Raw genomic sequence first — 21,439 nt, forward strand, 5'->3', positions numbered from 1 at the left:
CATGACCAGCACGTCCGACTATCAGCAGATCGCCCACAGCGCCGCCTACGCCCTGCCGGATGCCAGCGGCTATGGCTGGCGCGGTTATGTCATGCCCAAAGGCACCGCGCCCGGGAGCCTGCCGGCCAGCCTGAGCCCGGCCGACGCCTTCGACAAATATGCCGGCCATTACCTGTTCGCCCCCAGCGAACCGGCCGCCCTGCGCAGCGACCCCACGGCATTCGTCAACGCCCTGTACGACTTTCTATTCGCCGTCGACCAGCGCAACTTCATCGGCCGCGCGCTGCTGTGGCTGCCCGGCTCCAGCCTGCCGGCGCCTCAGGCCTTCAACAGCTACGGCCTGCGCATCAGCGTGACGGCCCCCAGCCAGGTGCAGAACAACCTCAACCTGCAGCTTGGCGATCGCCTGACGTTCTTCATCAACTTCGGCACCTACGTCAAATACGACCCGGACTTCAACGCCCTGCGCCTCAAATCCAATGCCGGCATCACCATGGGCTTGATCGACAAGCTGGCGGCCGACAGCGGCCTGCAGCTGACACCGCCGCAACAGCCGCTGGCCTACGTGCCCCTGGACGGCAATCAGGCCGGCAGCCTGACCTACGCCTTGACTTACAGCAGCCAGCCCGCCCTCAAGTATTTCCCGACCGGCTTTACCTATGTGGCCAACACCACAGGCGGCCAGAGCGTGCTCAATTACCCGGTGTTCAACCCCAACGGCATGCCCGCCAAACTGACCATGGGCGGCGTGCTCGACCCGCTGGACCCGCTCAATCAGAACATCCCTGCGGCGCAACTGGCCGCCGGTCTGATCCGTACTGCCATGAGCTTCGCCAACACCGGCACGACCGCGTTGCCCAGCCAGTGGCGCAGCACCGCCGGCAACCCGATCAGCCTGATCCCGCTCAATGGCCTGGACGCCAACGGTTGGCCCCGGCCCTACGCCGCCAGCCTGGTGTTCTGTGCCCAAGGCGGCAGCTACAGCCTGACCCTGGCCGGCGACTTTGGCTTGAGCCTGCCGGCCGCCAGTGCCGGGCAGAACCTGCTGTGCGGGATCTTCGGCACCGAGTGGCTGAGCTTTACCGCCTACAACTCTTCCCTGAGTCCGCAGGACAACGACCGCTTGCGCCTGTTGGCGGCGCAAGCGGCCTATGCCCCGGTGTTTCCGTTCCAGACCAGCAGCCTGGTCACGCCCACCAGTGGCGCGGTCAGCGCCCTGCTGAACGGCGCGCACCGGACCTCCTGGTGCAGCCTGGTGGCCGGCGCCTCCACCCCGGCCTACAGCGCCCAGCCCGACGGCAGCCCGCTCTATGGCCAGAGCCGCAGCAACGGCGCCACACCGCTGCTGGCCCCGGCCGCGCCGAGCACCCCGCTGCCCCAGGACGCCGGGTTTGCTTTCCCGCTGGTGCCCTACGCGGGGGTCAGCAGCAACGCCAGCCTCAACCTGACCCAGTTTGAAAGCGAGATCCTCGCCGCCTCGCGCAAGAGCCTGATCAGCGCCGCGACCCTGCCGGGCAAACAAGCCGCGCGGGCCCGGCGCCTGCAACGGCTGCTGACCGCCGACGCGGCACAACCTGATCGGGCGACCACCCCGCAAGGCCTGCTGGTGGACCTGGACGCCGACGGCATCGGCTACGCCAAGGTGCTGCTGGCCCGCTCGCCATCCACCCAGGGGCCGCTGGACTTTGCCTTCGTGCAGCCCAGCGAGGCCCTGCACGAGGCTTTGCAGACCAACCAGCTGTTTCTGGTGGGGGTCAATCCGCTGCCGTTCTTCACCCAGGGCGCAAGCTTCAGCAACCGCATGGACATCGCCGACTGGCGCTTTATCGCCAACATCGGCGTCGGCGTGCAAACCACCAGCTACCGCAATGTGCTGATCATGAAGTACTGCGCCGGCAGCCTGAAGGAGCGCATCGACAACCCCAATCGCTGGACCATGCCCGAGACGTTCTCGAAAACCGCGGACCTGGCGCCGGGCCTGGAAACCCTGGCCTACACCGGTCTGTCCCAGTGGCTGCAGGACTTCATCGCTGTCGCAGAAGCCAAGGCCGCGGCCAGCCCCGACAGCCTCTACGCCGACTTCGTCGCCCAGGTCAGCGACCCGGCCTGGAACGGCTTCATGGTGCTCAACGCCGACCTGCCCCTGGACAGCCTGCCCGAGCAACTGGCCGGCATCGCCGCCGGCATCGACTACAGCCGCTTCCTGGCCCACCATTTTGGCGCCAGTGTCAGCCGCATCAGCCAACAGGGCGACACCCTGGATATCCAGGGCATCTCCACCCTGTTCGGCCTGATCGACTACCAGAACCCCGCCTATGAGCAGGCCCAGGCCAACGGCGCGACCCCGGACATGCCGGTGGCCCTGAGCACCAGCAACGGTTACGCCTTCAGTGTCCTGCAGTTGCAGGCGCTGTTCCGCCAATCCCGGCTGGTGACCTTCAACAGTCGCATCCAGCTGAGCCTGGACCTGCTGTTCGGCTCGCCGATCCGCGCCACCCTGCGCGCCGGCCAGCCCAGCGCGGTGAACGCCATGGTGCTCGACGGCAGCGCCCTGCAACAGAACGACACCACCACCTACGTGTTCGAGCAGAGCCAGAGCTACCTGTTCAACCTCGACAGCAACGTGCTGCCGGCCGCCTCGGTCAACCGCATCCAGTTCAACACCCTGGGCAGCCCGGACGGCGGGGTCACTACCGCCAGCCGCTTTCTGCTGTGGGGCAAGCTGGATTTCACCCTGCTCAAGACTTCGGACGGGCCCTTCGACCTGCTGTCCTTCGGCAGCGCCGACGGCAGCCCGAGCAACCAGGGCCTGGCCTACACCAACCTGGAAATCGCCATGGCCTTTCCCAGCGCCACACCCAATGCCGTGGGCTTTGCCTTCAACCCCGACAACCTCGGGTTCGACCCGGCCACCAGCCAGGTGCGCGGACAGAGTCTGTACAAGGGCTTCACCCTGCAGCTCAAGCAGTTCATCCAGGCACCGGCGCAGAAAAAGCCCGCGGACTATGGCTTCCTCCCGGTGCTGCCGCAGGACCTGGCGCTCAAGGCGCTGTCGGGCGCCTGGTCGGGCATCGTCTACAAGGTCACCATGGGCTCCCCCGGGTCCCTGGTGTCGGGCACCGGTTTCGAGTCCGACCTGCTGATCGCCTGGTCGCCCGGCAGCAAGAGCAGCGACGCCAGCCCAATGCTTTTTGTCGGCCTCAGCCTGCCCGGCGCCGCGCCGTCGGCCAGCGTGTTTTCCCTGCAGGGCATCATCAAGGTCTCCACCGGGCCGATCAAACTGCTGTACCAGACCATCCCCGGTCAGACCGACACCCAGGCCAGGTTCTTCAACCTGCAACTGACCGATATCGGCATCAAGATCCTCGGCATCGCCAAGTTGCCGCCGGGCGCCACCCTGCAGTTCTTCCTGTTCGGCGACCCGCAATCCTCCGGCAGCCTGGGCTGGTACGCCGCCTACGTCAAAGACCCGCAGAGCAAGACCGCCAGCCTGCTCGCCGTGGAGTCGGGCCAGTCCACGCAACCGGCATTGACCGGACCATCGGAGGTGACGCCATGACTCGGGTCCTGTACTGGAACATCGAGAGCTTCGGCTACAACAAGATCCGCCCGCTGAGCACCAAGCGCGATCGCAACGGCGCCCTGATTCCCGACCTTGACGCCGCCGACCGACTGGCTCTGATCCTGGCCCATATCACCGCGTTCAACCCGGACATCTTCGTCGTGGTGGAGACGGCCAGCGGTCCGAGCCATGGCCCCGGATCGCTGATCTCCCCCACCGGCGGCTGGCAGGGTTGCGCCGAACTGCTGCTGCGCATCCGCAACCAGACCGGCGTGCCCTGGAACCTGGTGCCGCCCCTGGTGGTCGGCCAGGCCGGGCGCGCCGAGGGCGTCGCGGTGTTCTACAAGCCGGTGATTCCGGCGGGCGGCGGCGTGGCGGCGGGCAAGCGCTTGTTCACCGGCCCCAACGCCTGGTCGCCGGCGGGCAATGGCATCAGCTTCAACCCCCAGGTGCTGGCCCCGCCGGCCGCCGGCAACTACCCGGCGTTGCAGACCCAGACCTGCTTCAGCGTGCCCAACCGGGCCATTCCGCCTACGGCGCTGAACCCGGGCAACCTCAACGAGAGCCGCTGCGCGGCGCGGGTCGCGTTCGTCGACAATTTCGGCGCCGCGATCAACTACGGCGGCTTGCGCGAACCCTACATGGTGACCTTCTGCGAAACCGTCGATGGCCCACCGGAGGTGGTGCAGCGCAACCTCACGCTGTTCGCCATCCACTCGCCGCCGCAATATGTCGCGGCCAATGCCTACCTCAACGCTCTGGCCAATGTGCGCGACATCAGCGCCGCCCTGGGCGCGCTGGAAACCCGGATCATCACCGGCGACTTCAACGTCAACCTGTTGAGCCAGAACGGCAACGATCCGGGGCGCTATGGTGCCCTCACCGCCCTGGGCTACGGCCTGCAACTGCAACCTCCGGCCCTGGCCCCGCCGCCGGCGCTGGAGGCCTACACCGGCTACTTCGCCACCCACCTGCGCAGTCGCAACGCGAGCATCTTCTGGTCGACCAACGCCGGGGCCGTGCCCTATCCGGGCTACCGCTACATCGGTTCGTCCAACAGCAGCAGCCTGTATTCCATCGACAACATCCTGGTGCGCGGCGGCGCAGCGGGCAATTTCACCATTGCCAACACCGTGGTCGGGGTGCCGCTGAACGTGGTCAACCCCGCGCCCGGCGGTGCGCCCATGGGCCTGGTGGCCATGGCCAGCGATTTCCAGGCGCCGCCGCTCGCCTGGATCCCGGCGCCCCCCGCCCCCGCCCCGGCATTCGCCGTGGGCGATCGGCAACGCTACCGCGGCTGGCGCAACCTGGGGCACATCCGCTCCACCAGCGATCACCTGGCCCTGTTTGTGACGGTCTGAACAAGGAGAAGACAGATGGCCAACAGCCCCCTGAGCAACCTCGCCGCGGCCCTGACCGGCGATGCCGGCGCGCCGTTCGTCCTCACCCGCGACTACCTGATCGCCGGCCTGGCGGATGCCACGGTCAGCGTCTCCGCGACCCTGGACAACGACCTCAAGGCGGCCTTCCAGTCGCCGGTCGCCGGGCTCACGGTCAACCTCACGGCGCAGAGCGTGCAGCCGCTGAACCCCGCCACCCAGAGCTTCAAGGTCACCGGGGTCAGCGCGCGCTTCCTGCAACAGGACATCCAGCAAGGGCTGGTACTGACCTTCGGCCTCACGGGCGCTGTCGGGGCCCAGAGCCTGAGCCTGGAAATCGTCACCACCCCAGCCAGCTGGACCTGGGCCGACCTGTCGAGCTTCGCCACCGGCATTCCCTTCAAGTGGACCGGAATCAGCAACGCGGTCTTCACCTTCAAGGCCAGCCAGGGCCCGCGCCAGAGCTTCGCCGCCCAGCTGACGCCCCCGCCCCAGCTCAGCACCGCGGTCGCGGTGGTGCAGAACCTGGGATTCCCGACCCTGGCCCTGCCCTTTACCGGCAGCATGGACTTCGCCAAGGTCGACGGGGTCGAGGTGTTCATGCCCACCACCACCTTGCAGGCGCCGTTCCTCAACGTCAGCGGCGGCCTGAAGCTGCTGTACCTGAACGTCGATACCCCGGTGTTCGGCCTGATCATCGGCCCGCCGGAACTGCAGGACGGCGAAGACCCGGCCGAAGCCTTCTACGACCAGCAGGTCAGCCTGTATTTCGGCCTCAACCTGAGCCTCACCGACCAGAACGGCAAGTCCGTCGACTACCAGATGCGCGCCCTGGCCCAGATCAACAACGGCAGCGCCTTCAATTTCTACCTCGGCCACAGCGACGACGGCAGCGCCCTGCTGACCCCGGCGACCATCATCGGCCTGCTGGACAACAACGGCAGTTTCTTCAGCGGCACGCCGCCGGTGCTGCAACAGTTTCTCTCCGGAATCGGCCTGCGCAGCCTGGCCCTGAGTGGCGTCACCCGCCCGAAACTGGCCCTGAGCACCGCCAGCGTGACCCTGGGCGCCGACCCCACGGTGATCAATCTCGAGCATCCCTGGGTGCCCCTGCAGGACCCGACCAACCAGCTGGTGTTCGGCGTCACCGATTTCGAACTGGTGTGGGGGATCAACTTCCTGCCCGAGGGCAACGCCCAGAGCTTTCTGTTCCAGACCCGCTTCCTGTTGTTGCCCGAGGTGTTCAAGGGCAAGACCGCGGACGAAAACGGCCTGTTCTTTGTCCAGTTCAATTCCGACCTGCAACTGCTGGCGCGCTTCGACGGCACGGCCAACCTCAATGACCTGATCGCCACCCTGACCGCTCAGTTGATCCGCATCCCCAAGAGTTTCGTCGACGCCTCGCTGTCCGACGTCGGCCTGAGCCTGGATGTGGGTGCCAAGAGCTACGCCTTCAACGCCGGTTTCGAGCTCGACCTGAACCTGTTCAGCGTCGCTGGCAAGCCGATTCTCTCGGTCACCGACGGCCAGCTGTACATCAAGGCCACCACGCCCACCAGCGCCAGCGGCAACAATGCCCCGGCGGTGACCACCTACCAGGCGGGGATCGGTGGCCTGGTCGGCATCGGTCCGTATTTCGCCAATGCCAGCCTCGACTACGACGGCAGCAAGACCCCGGCCACCTGGCAAGTCGCCGCGCAACTGGCGCAGCCGGTGGACGTGCAACAGCTGGTCAGCCAGTTCCTCAGCTTCGGCGGGACCTTCAGCTTTCCGGATTTCCTGCCCGGCCAACTGCTGGTCAACACACTGGAGGTGGACGCCAGCCTGAGCACCGGCAACACCCCGCTCGACAGCTACACGGTGGCCGGCAGCCTGCGCTGGACCTTCAACCTGGGCCAGGCCTTCAGCGTCGACACCCTGGCCACCCTGAGCCTGAGCTACGACGCCAGCAAGCCAGCGAACCAGCAGTACAGCGGCAGCGCCACCACCCTGTGGGATTTCAGCTTTCTCAACGACAGCGTGCTGCTGGGCTACAGCTTCGCCCCCGACAACCAGGGCAGCAACGCCCAGCTGACCCTGTCCTGGGAAGGCCTGACGGCGATCTACCAGGTCGACAAAAAGGCCCTGACCTTCACCCTGAAGAACTGGAGCCTGGGCCGGCTGATCCAGAAACTCATGCAATCGCTGAGCGACCCGTATTTCACCCTGAGCTCGCCCTGGGACGTGCTCAACCAGATTTCCCTCGACGGCCTGTCGCTGATCATCAACCTGGAAAACAGCAGCGGCAGTAGCGTGCCGAGCATCAGCGCCAAGTACACCCTGGCGAGCAAGATCGACCTGGGGTTCATGAGCATCGACGGCCTGGTGTTCGAGCGCAAAAAGGTCAATGGCGTGGACAAGATCACCCTGGGCATCGACGGTTCTTCGGTGTTCAAGGGCAACAACCCCCAGGAGCAGCAGGACTGGAGCAACCTGCTGGACCCGAGCAAAGGCCAGCCAGTGGACAAGCTGCCTACGGTGCCGGGCCAGGGCACGGACTACTTCAGCCTGCCGCTGCTGGTCCTCGGCCAGCGGGTGGCCATCAGCGGCTACGACAGCTTTGCCAACACCAAGGCGGTGATCGACGCCCTGAAGGACGTGCCGTCGACTACCGGTTCCAGCAACCCGCTGAACCCCAGCGACAGCGGCAGCAAGGGCGTGCCCTACTACAACCGCAACAGCGACTGGCTGATCGCCGGGCAACTGTTGCTGCTCAAGACCGGCAAGGACTGGACCGTCGACCTGATGCTGGTGTTCAACGACCCCAACCTCTATGGCCTGCGCCTGGCCCTGGCCGGGGAGAAAGCCAAGGCCCTGGGCAACCTGGTGCTGGACATCCTGTACAAGAAGATCACCGACGACGTCGGCGTGTACCAGATCGAATGGACCTTCCCCGACAGCATCCGCAACCTCAACTTCGGCGCGGTGTCCATCGTGCTGCCGGAGATCGGGGTGAAGATCTACACCAACGGCGACTTCTTCATCGACATCGGTTTTCCCTACAACCTGGACTTCACCCGCTCGTTCTCGATTTCCGCGATCGTCTACGGCGTGCCGGTGCTCGGCGCCGGCGGTTTCTACCTGGGCAAGCTGTCGTCGGTGACCGCCACCCAGGTGCCGAAAACCACCCAGGGCACCTTCGACCCGGTGATCGTCTTCGGCCTCGGCCTGCAGCTGGGCCTGGGCTACAACTTCGTCAAGGGGCCGCTCAAGGCCGGTTTCGCCCTGACCGTGTTCGGCATTCTGGAAGGCACCATCGCCGCCTTCCACGCCTATCGTCCGTCCACCGCCCTGGTGCCAGCCGGCAAGAGCGTGCAGGACGACTACTACTTCAAGATCCAGGGCACGGTCGGGGTCATCGGCCTGCTCTACGGCAGCATCGACTTCGCCATCATCTCGGCCGCGGTCAACGTGCGCATCACCCTGTCGCTGTCCCTGACCTACGAGAGCTACAAGCCGATTCCGATTGCCGCCCGGGCCACGGTGGAGGTCAGCGTCAAGGTCAAGATCGACCTCGGCCTGTTCAGCTTCAGCATCAGTTTTTCCTTCCATGCCGACGTCTCGGCGCGCTTCGAGATCAACGCCATCGAGAGCGGCCCGGCGCCCTGGGCCGAACCCGGCCTGCTGCTGGCGCGCCAGGCCCGCCATGACCAGCTGGCCAGTGCGCGGCGGGCCACCACGCCGCAACCGATGACGCTGCTGCGCGCCGCCGGCAAACCGCTGCTGAACCTCTACGCCACGCCGCAATTCACCGTGCTGTGCAACGAGGGCGCCAGCGACTACGCCGACCAGCAAGGAGCCTTCGTGTTCCTGCTGACCATGGACGCGCCCTCGCCGACCCGGGCCTCGGCCGACAGCGCCGGCAACAGCAGCTTCGAACGCCTGTGCGCCGACTACCTGCCCTGGCTGGTGGGCAGCCTGGGCTCGGCCAGCAGCGAGCAGGACACCCTGGCCGACATCCTCGGCACTTTGGTGGACAAGGCCATGCTTGTGGAGGACATCAAACGCCTGGCCGACCTGGCCAACCCGCCGTTCGGCATCAGCGAGCTGCTGACCTTCCTGTCGTCCTTCGAGGTCAGCATCACCCTGCCCGACGCCACCAACCAGGCGCAGATCCAGCAGGTACTGCAAGCCGGCTCGGTGCTGTTTCCGGTGTTCGACGGTCTGTCCCTGGGCGTGCCCCTGGCCAATGCCGGCAGCGCGACCGTGGATTTCGCCCACTACGTGGGCACCAACAGCACCTACCGCAGCAATGTCGCGCAGATGTTCAAGGAGCTGGCGGCGCTGGTGACCAGCGAGGAAACGCCGACGCCGGCACTGCGGGCCGCGGCGGACGACAGCGAATCCATGGCCGCGGTGATCTTCACCGACGCCTTCATGGTTATCGGCCGGCAACTGTTGCAGGTCGCGCTGAACGCCTTCGACGATTACGCCTACACCACGGCCAATGGCAATTCCGTCAGCGCGATCCTGAGCTGGACCAACGACCTGCGCGGCAACAACCTGACCCTGGACGACATCGTCCGGCCCAACGCCGAAGTCGCCCTGAGCGACGGCCTGACCCTGGATATCCCGCTGCCGGCCTACACCTTGCAGAGCAGCGACACCCTGGCCAAGGTCGCCGCGGCCTGGTCCGACAGCAGCGTGCCGGCGCGCTGGAGCACCAGCGCCTCGGGGCTGATCCTGGCCAATGGCAACTCGTTGGTGATCGCCGCCAATCAGGTGATCAGCCTGCCGGTGGGCAACGACATCCACCAGTGCACCACCGGCCCCGGGGAAACCTTCAACAGCCTGGCCCGGACCCTGGGCGTCACACTGGCGCAACTGGCCCAGGACAGCGCGCTCTACGCCATGCCCGGGCTACTGCTGGCCGGCCAGCCGCTGCTGCTGCCGAACCTGGCGTACCGCACCGCCGGCGACAGCCTCAACAGCGCCGGCGCGCGCTTCGGCGTCAGTGCCATGGCCCTGTTCAGCGACCCGGCGTCGGCCAACTTCAGGGTGGCGCCCCTGTTCGACAAGCCGCAGATCACCCTGACCTCACTCAACAGCCTGTACACCGAGGACCTGTGGAATCTGCTGGTGACCACCGACCAGCTGTCGCAACTGGCGGGCATGCTCTCGCGCTTTCTGGCCTACGGCCTGCGCCTGCCGGCGAACCCGGCGGGCATGGGCGGCCTGAGCCTGAGCTCGGCGTTTCTCTACCCCGCCCAGCAGAACGCCTATGGCCTGTACCAGTTGACCGGGCAGCAGTTCCCGACTCCGGCCGACCTCTTGCCCGGCAGCGACTTGCCCATCAGCCTGAGCCGGGCCGCCACCAGCCACGGGGTCGATCTGTCGTTCGTGCAGATCGCCGGGGCCAGCAGCGGCTCGATGAACCTGAATCAGGCCTACAGCAACCTCAGCGGGGTACTGGCCTACGCCCGGCAAGGCAAATTCCAGCCGGCGCCGCGCATCGAGCTGCTGCCCACCGTGGCCCACAGCCCGAAAGACTACGCGGTGAAAAGCGTGTCTCTGTGGTCGACCGCCGACCTGCAGCAATTGCGCAACCTCTGTCAGCCGGGGCTGCGGGCCAGCAGCGAGGGCGGCGCCAGCGTGCAGCCCATGCTCTGGTCCCTGCCCGACGGCCTGATCCAGCTGATCAACCAGCGGGTCGGCAACCTCGCCCGGCAGTTGCCGAAGCTGACGCAGCAGATCCCCTACCTGCCGGCGTTCACCCCGTGCGAGGTGTCCACCGACCCGGCGACCCTGGAAACCACCCGCCGCGAGATCCCGGCCTACAGCTACGCGACCCGGGTCGACTTCACCATCAAGCGCCTGCCCCAGGCCGAACCCGGGGCCATCGCCGGCAGCGGCAGCAACCTGTCCTACACCTATGAACTGCTCGGCCCGTCGGCCACCGATGCGCAGTTGCTGGAACGCCTACTGATCGCGGTCAGCGAGCTGGGCAGCGGGATCATCAGCGGCCAGTTCCTGCTGATGCCCCAGGGCAACGCCAAGGCCAGCAACCTGCTGAGCCAGGCCGCCAGCGATTTCCTGGCCTTCCTGACCCAGACCAACCTGTCCACCGAAACCAACCCGCCGCCGGCCCTGATGGCCGCGCGCCTGGCCGAAGAAGCCGGGCCGCGGGGCATCCTCAATCCGCCCGAGGAAGTGGTCAAGCTGCTCTGGGAACTGTCCACCGTGCGCTCCGGCGGCTACTACCTGAGCTACTACGATGCGATCGCCGCCGCCGGCCTGCCCGACAGCATCTTCGACGACAGCGGCACGGCCACCCTGACCCTGGTGGTGACCTACCCCCGCGACGCGCTCGACGGCCGCCTGTGCAACTTCGTCAACGCCTTCGTCAGCACCGACACGGTGATCCAGCAAGGCAGCCACATGACCCTGCGCTCGGCCGCCACCGCCGACAGCAGCCAACCGACCAGCGCCGGCGACAGCCTGGACAGCCTCGCGGCCTTCTACGGCATCGGCACTGGACGCATCGCCGAGCTCAATGCCGGCGTAACGCTGAGCAAGGCGGCGCAGGTGCCGGTGGACGGCATCATTCACCTGGTGACCCCGGCCGAGGCCAGCGCCGGCAACGGCCAGAGCGCAAGCATTCTCGACAACCTGGCGCGCTACTACTCGGTGGGCGCGCTACAGCCGATCAGCGCCACGCAGATCGCCAACCTCAACCCCGGGGTCAGCGCCGCCGGCGGCGTGGCGCTGTTCATCCCGGCCCTGACCTATGTCGTCGACGCCAGCCTGGCGCCGGGCAACAGCCTGCAGTCTCTGGCTACCTACTACGGCCTTGACCTGGACGCCCTGGCGGTGAGCGCCGCGCAGGTCACCGGGCTGTTCAGCGTCGGCAGCAGCCTGAGCATCGACACCCAGACCTTCGATCTGCAAGCGGTGTTCAAACAGGGCAACGCGGCCTTCAGTGTGCTGCGCAACAACCCGCCGCCGGTGGATTCGCCAAGCCTGGACCCGAACGGCTACGCCAGCGCCTACCTGTACAACCTGTACTCGGTGCTGTCCGCCGGGCTCGACGGTTCGCCCTGGTTCAGCGCCAGCGAGCTGGCCCTGCCCTTCGGCCCGCAGCGGCCGGACAGTGGCGTCGACTCGCCCGAGGCCCAGGCCCACCGCCAGGCCATGCGCGATCCGCAAAGCCGCGCCCGGGCCCTCAATGCCCTGGCCGAAGACAGCCAGTACAGCTACCAGCAGACCCTTGGCCTGGCCCGGCGCGCCACCAGCAATGCCGCGCCAGTGCCGGCCCGGCCCGGGCTGCCGAGCGCCGCGGACAACCCCTACCGTGGCGTGGGCAGCTTCGCCCAGGTCAACCTGACCTGGCTGGACATCTTCGGCAACATCACCGTCACCCCCTTCCAGGCCCCCACGCCTGGTTATCCCGGCAGCCTCAATCACCCGCCGCTGCCGCTGCGTTACTGCGACCGGCTGATCGCCCTGTCGGCCTGGCCCAATACCCGCAGCTTCTATACCTACGAAGCCGTTGCCGGTGGCGCGCAACTGGTGATCAGCCTGAGCCTCGACACTTCCAGCTATGACCCGGCCGGCGGTGACAACGTCAAGGAGCAGGCCAAGAAGGACCTGGGGATGTTCAACCTGATCTACTACCAGCTGAATCAGTCCTACAAGGATTTGCAGTTGCCCTGGTGCCAGGGCCGCGCAGTCAGCGTGGAGCTGGTCAACAGCCTGTTCGCCCAGCCCCTGAGCCGGCTCGACGACAGCCAGGCGCAGCCACTGCTGGACTACGTCAACGAGGTGATCCTGTACCTCGCCCAAGTGGTCCAGGGCATCCGCCCCGCCGCGCCGGCCACGGTGCAACTGAAGCTGGCGGTGGACATCGACGCCCTGGCTCCGGGCTCGATCCTGCCCCTGAGCCTGACCCTCAGCCTGCGCCGGGTGGCGGCGCTGGTGGAGCCGGATGTCGCCGGCCTGGAAGGTGGCGTGGCGGTGACCAGCACCCTGCTGCCGGTCCCCGACGCGCTGAGCGCCAGCACCAGCGGCTACAGCCAGTTCGCCCGGGCCTTCGAGGCCCTGTTCCAGCGGGCCGGGGCCTGGATGACCCGGGTCGGCAGCGGCACCGCGGACCCGGGCAGCACTCCGGACGGCCGCAGCCAGACCCTGTGGGCCGCGCGCTTCGCCCTCGGCGACGGCAACGACGGCATCCGTTACCGCATCGATCCGGCCCCGGGCTACTTCGCCGCCCAGCCGATCGCCCGCAGCCTGACCTCGGACAGCGTGCAGATCTACCCCAACTACCAGCCGGACCAGCCATTCCCGAGCGGCGATCCAGTGACCCTGACCCTCACCGGGGTCGATCAGAACCTGTGGTTCGAAACCGCCCTCAAGGCCATCGACGGCTTCCTCGCACCGACCTACGCGCCCTCGGTGTTTCTGCTCGACACCCTGCTGGGCAGCAAGGACCCGCTCAAGGACGGCAACCTGGGGAAAATCCTCAGCGCCAAGCAGACCCTGGCCGACGCTATTGCATCGACCATCAAGCCGGTGCTCTCGGCGGGCCCGCAGGATGGCCCGGCGCGGGCCGCGGCGGGCGAGAAGCTGCGCCAGACCCTGCTCAACCAGTTGTATTCGGCCTACAGCACCACCGCCATCGTCGGTTTCTCGGTGCAAGGCAGCGCCACCGGCGAGCCCCTGTCGTTGTACGGCCAGCCAACGGTGGCGAGCGCCGCCAAAGTGGCGGGCAACAGCGAAGCGCCGGAGGCCGGCAACGACAACTATGCCTTTGGCAGCGGTCGTATCGGCCTGCCCGACGCCCCTGGGGAGAGCGCCCTGGCGTTTGTCTTCAATTCGCGCAACGAGGCGGCAAGAAGCTACGTGCCGCTGGACCTGGAGCTGCAGATCAGCCACCTGGAGCATGACGTGCGCAACGTGCCGGGCATCAGCGGCTACACCCAGTCGAACTGGATCTCGCTGATCTCCGGCCCCTTGCGGGTGCCCCTGGCCGACGGTCAGACCCTGAACCTGCCGGTGCTGCTGCGGGCCCTGCCCGAGCCGCCGACCATCCAGGGGCAGACGGCGACGGCCTGGGCCCAGGTGCCGCAGCAAGTCTCGGACCTGAGCAAGTGGACCTACGCCTTCGACTCACTGGTGCGCGGCACGGCCCAGGACAGCCTGAATGTGGCCATCGCCCTCAACACGCCGACCGTCGATGCTGCGCTGCGCAGTGTCGACAAGAGCCTGGTCACCGCCCTGGCGCAATTCGTCAGTGTGTACCCGAGCATTGAAGTGGCGATGCAGGACAATCTCAGCGCGATCAACTTCGGCGAACCCACCGCGGTGCAGATTGCCGCGGCGCAACAGGCGGTGGAGGCCTTCGTCTACATCGTCCAGCAAGTTACCGAGGCCTACGATGCCTGGGCCCGGCCGCTGTTGCGCAGCGCCGCGGCGTTTGTCGCGCCCCAGGCCCTGACCTGCAGCTTCAGCCAGGTCCTGGCACCGGTGACGGTGGATGGCCAGGAGCGGGCCGAAACCCTGCTGCTGGATGTCAGCATCAATCAGGTGGCGGCCAGCTACGATCCGGCCAGCGGGCAGATCAGCGCCACCCTGCCAGAGTTCGGCAAGGTCAGCCTGCCGGTGCCACTGGTGCAGATCGCCCCGCAACAGTACGAGGCGGTGAGCGTGGTCGATCCGAGCAACCCGGGGCTGATCGCCTACCGCTACCGGCTCAAGGGCAGCCAGCCGGCCGTCTGGCTCGACTACGCGGACGCACTGCTGATCGACGAGCGCCGCACCAGCCTGCCGGCCCTCAACCTGTTCGACCACCAGAACGCCTGGGCCTCGCTGTCGGTGGAGCGCAACCGCATCCTGTTCCCCGCAGCGGATATCGGCACCCTGCAGACCAATGCGCTGTTCCGCTTCTCGACGCCGGTGGTGCGCTTTGTCGAAAGCATCAGCCCGCACATCAGCCAAGGCACCTTCTCCCTGGACAACCTGCCGGTGCCGAACGCCAGCCTGGACGACTACCTGGAGGTGTTTTTCGCCGCCCTGGGCGCCGGCAGCAATGGCACCACGGTGCAGGTCGGCATGGAGGGCCGCTACAGCTACGAGGTCGCAGCGCCCGGCGTGGTCGCGCGCACCGTGCTGCCGGCGGCGCTGCTGTTGCCGGTGGCGACCTCGCTGAACAGCCCGCCGGCCTTCACCAGCGCCTTCAGCCAGGCCATCGACCGCTGGCGGCTGGCCGAACAGGTCACGCTCCAGGGCAACGCCCGGGTCGACCTGACCCTGCGGGCCTTCAGCGCCGACGATCCGGCGCAACTGGCACGGGGCGCGGTGGCCGCGGACAACCAGCCACCGCTGCTGAGCATCGAAACCCTCTGGGTATCCGCAAGCAAGGTTCCACCGGAACAAGGAGGTGCATGAGGCCACCACTACCGCGCACTGTTGATGAAGATGACCGGTTTAAATCAAACATATTGGAGTACACCACATGAACGGACACACCAATCCCTCCTTTGACGAAGCCATGCCACTGGGGGTGTCTGATGCGCAATTCATCAATGACCTGCATGAGCTACTGGAGCGCCACGGCAACCTGGATCGCTTCGGACTCTGCCTGCTGCACGATCACTTCGCGGTCGCCGAGGACGAGATCCTGCTCGAATGCAACGACCATGAAGCCCGCACCCTGCACCTGGATGTGGTCAAGCGCGGCGCGCTGCCGGAGAGCAAGTTCACCAGCTGGCGCATCGGCGGCCCTCGGGCCGAGGCCCTCACCGCTTGCGCCATGGACAAGTGCAAGGTCGAAGCCCTGACCGCTTGTGCCATGGATAAGTGCAAGGTCGAAGCCTTGACCGCTTGCGCCATGGATAAGTGCAAGGTCGAGGCCCTGACTGCTTGTGCCATGGACAAGTGCAAGGTCGAAGCCTTGACCGCCTGCGCCATGGATAAATGCAAAGTTGAAGCCCTGACTGCTTGTGCCATGGACAAGTGCAAGTAGTTCCAGGTCCTGCCGATGGCCAGTGGCGGGCACGGGAGGCCGATCGGCTGCCGTGCTCGTCCTGGCTCGCGCAGTTTTATCAGCGGCGCCACGGTGCCTTGGTCGGTTCCGGCACCGCGGCGCTGGAACTGGCGTTGCGCCAGCTGGGGGTCACCGGCACCTGGCGGGTCGCGGTTCCGGCCGCCACCTGCCATCAAGTGGTGGCCGCCGTCCTCAATGCCGGCGCGATACCGGTGATTATCGAAAACGCCGCCGACCTGCTGCTCAGCAGCGAGGCGCTGGCGCCCCATATCCCTGGCCTGGACGCGGTGATCGCGGTCCATCAATACGGCTTGCCTTGCGACATCCCGGCCTTGCGCCAGTTGCTCGGCCCGCGCCTGCCCATCATCGAAGACAGCGCCGGTGCCTGGGATCTGTGCTGTCCCGGCGCATCACTGGTGGTCACCTCCCTGGGCCACGGCAAGGCCCTGGACATTGGCGGCGGTGGCGCGCTGTTCGGTGACCTCGCGGTGGATGGCGATATCGACGTCTGGTCGCCGGGCCAGCGTTCCCGCGCACGCCCGGCCTTGAGCCCGGCCCTGTCGATTCATGCCCTGCCGGCGCTGATACCCGCCGTCGCCAGGGCCCAGGCCCGCAGCCAGCGCCTGCGGCAGCAGATGCCCGGGCTGCTGGCACGCCTGCGCGATGCCGGCCTGGAGCCCTGGACCGCGGCTGGATCGGCGCTGCCCAACGGTCAATACCTGGCGATCCGCACCCGCGAACCGCAGTTGTTCGAACGCCTGCGCCACAGCCCCCATGCCGAAGCATTGGGGATATGCGCCCCGGCGTCCGGCGCGCTGCGGGAGCTGCCCATGCTGCGCGGCCGTGGCGAGGTGGCCCAGGGGCCGCAAGCCAGCCTGGAACTGCGCCGCAACTGGGTCCTGCTGGACCCGATCGCCGCCCTCGACCACCCCGGGCGCCTGGATGCCTGGGCCGGAGACACTCGATGAACAGTCCCGCCGCCTGGCAACCCCAGCACGATCTGAACCAGCCTTTCGCCGCAGGCCCACGGGTGCAACGACTGGCCGACTACGCCCAGAGCGGTCAGACGCTGAGTACGGAACAGTTGCTCGGGGTGGCCGGTGCGCGGGTGCTGTTCGCCAACTACCCGGCGCTGCGCGCCGACTTCGACGCCCCCTGGGAGGGGGCAACGGAGGAGTCCCAGCAGGCGGCCATCGATCGCTGGCTGCTGGACCACGCTGCTTATATATCCACCAGCCAGGCGGCGGCCCAGGGCATCAACACCCCGATTGCCCTGGACGATCGACGGGTAACGGGCTGGCGTCCGCCGCGTTATGGGCGCGCCGCGGTGCTGTGCGCGCCGGCCAGCGAGCAGGTGCTGTTCGACATCAAGGGCATTGGCGTGCCGCCGGACGAAGCCCCGCAGTTGCCCCATTCCAACGGCTTGCTGACCCTGGCCGAGGCGGTGCATGAAGTACTGATGGAGCACTTGGTGTTCGCCGCCATGAGCCACGCCGGCGGCGCGATCACGCCATTGCCGGCCTATGCCCTGATCGACCTGGGCTTCGATGCCTTGTGGCATGACGGGCGTGCGGCGGAACCGGCGGTGCTGCTGTTGCGTCGGGCCTGCACCCGCCCGCGCTGCCAGTGGCAACGCTATTGGCAGGGCCCCGAACTGGCCGGGGCCCTGATGCAGGCCGAGCTTCTGCTGCGGCGTTATGGCTTGACCGCCAGCAGCTGCGGCGCGGTGCGCTTTCACCTGTGCCAGGAGAACGGCGAGCTGCAAGTCAGGCGCGATGAGCAAAGGCTGGCGGTCAGTGCTCAGGTGGCCGAGACGCTGCACCGCCTGTTGAGCGCCAACCGGGGTGCGCCGTTACTGATCGATGGGGTCAATGTGCAACTGGCGGGGGTGTCCAGCGTGGCGCCGTTACAACTGCAGGTGATGGACTTTGGCCGCTATCAGTTTGCCGAAAGATTCGAACATCACCTGTACGCCTGGATCGACGCCGATTACCAGAACCTCAACGGCCTGTACCTGGCACCGGACGATCCGCGCTACGTCCAGCCCGATCCGCGCCTGAGCCTGGCACGCAGTGCCGAGGGCCGGTGTTTCGCCGAACTGCAACGCCAGGTCGAGGGGTTTCGCCAGGGCGGCGAACCCCAGCGTCTGTGCCAGGCGTTGCGCGCCGCCCTGGCAGAAGCCTGCCGGCCATTGCACGGCCAGGCCTGAGTCCTGGGGCTGGACAGGGCTCAGTGCTTGACCATGCCTGTCGCGGGGCGGCCTCCACGATCAGGGTGATCGCGCTCAATGAAGCGGCGCAGTCCTTCCTGGGTTTCAGGGGCGTGGATCGAGCGATTGAAGCACTGGGCTTCTATCTTCAAGCCTTCGGCCAAGGGCAATCCGTATCCCCGGATGGCCGCTTCCTTGTCCGAGCGCATCGCCGGTTGCGGCAGACCGGCCAGCACCTGGGCCAATTCCAGCGCGCGCTTGAGGGAGCGCCCGCTGGGCACTATTTCGTTGACCAGGCCGATGCGGTAGGCCTCTTGGGCATCAATCACCTTGCCGGTCAGAATCAGTTCCATGGCCCGGCCCATGCCGACAATCCGCGGCAGGCGCTGGGTGCCGCCGTCCGCCAGGCCGATGTTCCAGCGGCGGCAGGTGACGCCGAACGAGGCATGCTCTTCGGCAATGCGCATATCGGCAAAACAAGCCCACTCCAGGCCACCGGCATAGGCCACGCCATTGACGGCGGCGATCACCGGTTTATAGACGTCGACCCAACGGCTGGGGCCGATGATTCCGGGACGTTCGCCACGATCATGGGCGGCCATTTCCTCGGCGCTCGACGGCACCAGTTGCGCGGCGGCCTTGAGGTCGCCGCCGGCACAAAAGGCCCGGTCGCCGGTGCCGGTAATGATCGCTACCAGGGCCGTCTCGTCGTCGCGAAAACGCGTCCAGGCGTCGATCAATTCAAGGTGGGTCACAGGGCCGATGCAGTTGCGCTGCTCGGGGCGATTGAAGCGGATGACCACTACGGGTCCGTGCTGCTCGTAGGCGATTTCCTTGAAGTTCATGGCAGCTCCTGTTGCAGGTCGTGGCGCGGTTGAGCGAAACCCGAGTGCAGTATAGGCAGCCCTGGCGAGCGCTCCCGTCCGGCATCCGCGCTCAGCTCGAACTGGCACCCTTGCAATCCACCCTGTTAGCCTGCTCATCCGTCCCCTGACCGCAGAGCTGCAGCATGACGCCTTCAGCGCAATTCTGGCGCGACCCGAACCTGCCTTACGTAGAAAGCCGCCGAGCCTGTGACAGCCGCGCCAACTACAGGGCCCACAGCCACCCGACAGTGTCCATCGGCGCCGTGGACCGTGGCGTCAGCCTGTTCAGTGGCGGCGCCGAGGGACCCACCCTGATCCAGGCCGGCAGCGTGGTGTTCGTCCCGGCCCATTGCGCCCATGCCTGCAATCCCCAGCCCGACACGGCCTGGAGCTACCAGATGCTGCACCTGGAGCCGCGCTGGGTCGAAGGCGTGCGCCTGGAAGCACAGCAGCAGGCGGCATTGGCGCCTGGCCAGGTGCTGTTGAGTCACGACGGGGATCTGTACCAGCGCTTTTGCCGCCTCAACGACCTGCTGTTCTCCACCGCCAGTTGGCAAGACAAGGAAGCAGCGCTGATCGAGTTCATTGGCGACTTTCCGCTGCAGGGGCAGCCGGTGATTGCCCTGGCCGCCGATCCGGGCCTGGCCGGCGCCGGGGTCCGGCGGGTCATGCAATTTCTGCAACAGGAGGCGCAACAGGCTCACCCGCTGCAGCGCCTGGCAACGCTGGCGGGCCTCAGCCGCTACCAACTGATCCGGGCCTTTCGCGCCGCCACCGGGATGACGCCCCACGCCTACCAATTGAACCAGCGCATCATCCAGGCCCGCACCTCGCTGCAGGCCGGCGAGGCCCCGGCGGCCCTGGCCCAGCGTTTGGGCTTTGCCGATCAGGCGCACTTCCAGCGGGTGTTCAAGGCCCATGTCGGGGTCACCCCGGGTTTGTACAAGCGCTGAAGGCCGCGCAATTTTCTTCAATACCCCAGCGCTGACGCCCGGCAGACTTCCAGCCCCTTCTCGCCTCTGGAAGTCTGCCTTCATGATTCAACAGTTCCTGCTGGTCGCCGCCGCGCATTTTCTCGCCCTGCTCTCCCCCGGGCCGGACTTTTTCCTGGTGGCGCGCCTGTCCATGGCCAGCGGCTGGAAACCGGCCACCGGCGCCTGCCTGGGCATCGCCCTGGCCAACGGTCTGTTCATTGTCCTGGCCTTTGGCGGGGTCTCGGTATTGCGCCCCGACAGCTGGCTGTTCCTGGCGATCCAACTGGCCGGTTGTGGCTACCTGCTTTACCTGGGCTGGCTGTTCATCCGTCATGCGGGCACCAGTTCCCTGGCTGCGGTGGATGCCCAGGGCGACAGCCGGGCGCTGCACCGGGCCACCTGGTGGCGCGGCCTGGGCGCGGGTCTGCTTTCGGGCCTGCTCAACCCGAAGAACGCCCTGTTCTATGTCAGCCTGGCCTCTCTGGTAGGCGCCCAGACCAGCACCGCCTGGAAGCTGGTCTATGGCGTATGGATGTTCAGCGTGGTGCTGCTGTGGGATGTGTTGGTGGCGCTGGCCATTGGCAATGGCCGGGTACGGCAGCGCTTCTCCTGCGCCCTGCCCTGGCTGGAACGAATCACCGGGGTGATCCTGATCCTCATGGCACTGGCGGTGATCGCGGCCACCCTGTTGCGCCACTGAGCCGGGCACTTGAGTCAGGTTCTAAACGGGGCACTGAATCGACGGCCGTCCTGCACGTTGAAAGTTACAAATAAACAACAAAGCAACACGCGGTTGTCATCCTTGACAGTCGATAGTGTGCGAAGCGCACATCAGCTGCCGGGCAGGACCACGGGCCTTGCCCTTCTCCCCAACGCACAGGAGTACAGCCATGTCACAACAGCCTCGCCTGGGATGCGGCGCCGCTATCGTCCGCGATGGCCAGTTATTGCTGGTCAAGCGCCTGCGGGACCCCGAGGCCGGTTGCTGGGGATTGCCCGGAGGCAAGGTCGATTGGCTGGAACCGGTGGAACAGGCCATGCGCCGTGAAATCCTCGAAGCGCTCGGACTGACCCTGCAAGGCGTCAGCCTGTTATGCGTGGCGGACCAGATCGACGCCGAACGGCAGGAACATTGGGTTTGCCCGGTGTACCTGGCCTCCGCCCCGGCCATGGCGCCGCGTAACAACGAGCCGCACAAGCACAGCGACATCGCCTGGTTCGAGCTGGACCGGTTGCCCAAGCCCCTGACCCTGGCCACCCGCGCCGCCGTGCGGGCGCTGGTGCAGATCGCGGCGCTGGAAGATTGAACGCGCATATCGCCCAAGGCCCAGAGGTTGATCGTCCGGGGCATGGCTGCAACAGCAGGACCCGCCTCCGGGCAGCGTTCGACACTTGGCCGTGAGTCCGGCTCAATCCACAACCCAGACTG

The 21,439-nt window shown here is 66.8% G+C and carries 10 protein-coding genes; 9 read left to right on the plus strand and 1 reads right to left on the minus strand.

From position 1 onward, the window contains the following. Nucleotide 1 precedes the first annotated feature (1 nt). From LOY69_RS15310 to LOY69_RS15335, 6 genes are all read left to right on the plus strand, one after another. Complete coding sequence (locus LOY69_RS15310; RefSeq protein WP_265073151.1) at nt 2–3,559, plus strand: hypothetical protein; 3,558 nt, start codon at nt 2–4, stop codon at nt 3,557–3,559. Continuing rightward, entirely contained in the window at nt 3,556–4,923 is a 1,368-nt protein-coding gene (locus LOY69_RS15315; RefSeq protein WP_265073152.1) for a hypothetical protein, read from the plus strand. Before LOY69_RS15310 ends, LOY69_RS15315 begins: the two co-directional genes overlap by 4 nt. 15 nt (nt 4,924–4,938) lie before the next feature. Continuing rightward, entirely contained in the window at nt 4,939–15,363 is a 10,425-nt protein-coding gene (locus tag LOY69_RS15320; protein ID WP_265073153.1) for a hypothetical protein, read from the plus strand. Nucleotides 15,364–15,430: 67 nt separating this feature from the next. Further along, nucleotides 15,431–15,940 (plus strand): hypothetical protein, encoded by a 510-nt coding sequence (locus tag LOY69_RS15325; protein ID WP_102879328.1) that lies wholly within the window; start codon nt 15,431–15,433, stop codon nt 15,938–15,940. Next, the gene (locus LOY69_RS15330) at nt 15,931–16,929 is read left to right on the plus strand and encodes a DegT/DnrJ/EryC1/StrS family aminotransferase (RefSeq protein WP_265073154.1); all 999 of its coding nucleotides are present in this window, start codon (nt 15,931–15,933) and stop codon (nt 16,927–16,929) included. The genes LOY69_RS15325 and LOY69_RS15330 overlap by 10 nt, the downstream gene beginning before the upstream one ends. Then, nucleotides 16,926–18,170 carry a hypothetical protein gene (locus LOY69_RS15335; RefSeq protein WP_265073155.1) on the plus strand — a complete coding sequence of 415 codons (1,245 nt, stop codon included), beginning with the start codon at nt 16,926–16,928 and terminating at the stop codon, nt 18,168–18,170. The genes LOY69_RS15330 and LOY69_RS15335 overlap by 4 nt, the downstream gene beginning before the upstream one ends. A gap of 20 nt (nt 18,171–18,190) precedes the next feature. On the opposite strand, the gene LOY69_RS15340 is transcribed toward LOY69_RS15335, so the two are convergent. Further along, nucleotides 18,191–19,015, minus strand: a complete 825-nt coding sequence (locus LOY69_RS15340) for an enoyl-CoA hydratase/isomerase family protein (RefSeq protein ID WP_265073156.1) — start codon at nt 19,013–19,015, stop codon at nt 18,191–18,193. A gap of 164 nt (nt 19,016–19,179) precedes the next feature. Between LOY69_RS15340 and LOY69_RS15345 the strand changes: the two genes are divergently transcribed. The 3 genes from LOY69_RS15345 to LOY69_RS15355 all read left to right on the plus strand — a co-directional run bounded on the left by LOY69_RS15345 (nt 19,180) and on the right by LOY69_RS15355 (nt 21,317). Continuing rightward, nucleotides 19,180–19,989, plus strand: coding sequence for an AraC family transcriptional regulator (locus LOY69_RS15345; RefSeq protein ID WP_253084759.1), 810 nt, complete (start codon nt 19,180–19,182; stop codon nt 19,987–19,989). A gap of 85 nt (nt 19,990–20,074) precedes the next feature. Beyond that, nucleotides 20,075–20,710, plus strand: a complete 636-nt coding sequence (locus LOY69_RS15350) for a LysE family translocator (RefSeq protein WP_265074899.1) — start codon at nt 20,075–20,077, stop codon at nt 20,708–20,710. A gap of 190 nt (nt 20,711–20,900) precedes the next feature. Continuing rightward, nucleotides 20,901–21,317 (plus strand): NUDIX hydrolase, encoded by a 417-nt coding sequence (locus LOY69_RS15355; protein ID WP_102879322.1) that lies wholly within the window; start codon nt 20,901–20,903, stop codon nt 21,315–21,317. Nucleotides 21,318–21,439 lie beyond the last annotated feature (122 nt).

This window comes from Pseudomonas sp. B21-059 (genome assembly GCF_026016285.1).
GTDB classification, from domain to species: Bacteria; Pseudomonadota; Gammaproteobacteria; order Pseudomonadales; family Pseudomonadaceae; genus Aquipseudomonas; species Aquipseudomonas danubii.

What these genes read in the sequence shown, in the direction of transcription:
- LOY69_RS15345 (WP_253084759.1), top strand. Translation starts at nt 19,180, where the DNA reads ATGACGCCTTCAGCGCAATTCTGGCGCGACCCGAACCTGCCTTACGTA.
- LOY69_RS15355 (WP_102879322.1), top strand. Translation starts at nt 20,901, where the DNA reads ATGTCACAACAGCCTCGCCTGGGATGCGGCGCCGCTATCGTCCGCGAT.
- LOY69_RS15335 (WP_265073155.1), top strand. Translation starts at nt 16,926, where the DNA reads ATGAACAGTCCCGCCGCCTGGCAACCCCAGCACGATCTGAACCAGCCT.
- LOY69_RS15310 (WP_265073151.1), top strand. Translation starts at nt 2, where the DNA reads ATGACCAGCACGTCCGACTATCAGCAGATCGCCCACAGCGCCGCCTAC.
- LOY69_RS15320 (WP_265073153.1), top strand. Translation starts at nt 4,939, where the DNA reads ATGGCCAACAGCCCCCTGAGCAACCTCGCCGCGGCCCTGACCGGCGAT.
- LOY69_RS15325 (WP_102879328.1), top strand. Translation starts at nt 15,431, where the DNA reads ATGAACGGACACACCAATCCCTCCTTTGACGAAGCCATGCCACTGGGG.
- LOY69_RS15340 (WP_265073156.1), bottom strand. Translation starts at nt 19,015, where the DNA reads ATGAACTTCAAGGAAATCGCCTACGAGCAGCACGGACCCGTAGTGGTC.
- LOY69_RS15315 (WP_265073152.1), top strand. Translation starts at nt 3,556, where the DNA reads ATGACTCGGGTCCTGTACTGGAACATCGAGAGCTTCGGCTACAACAAG.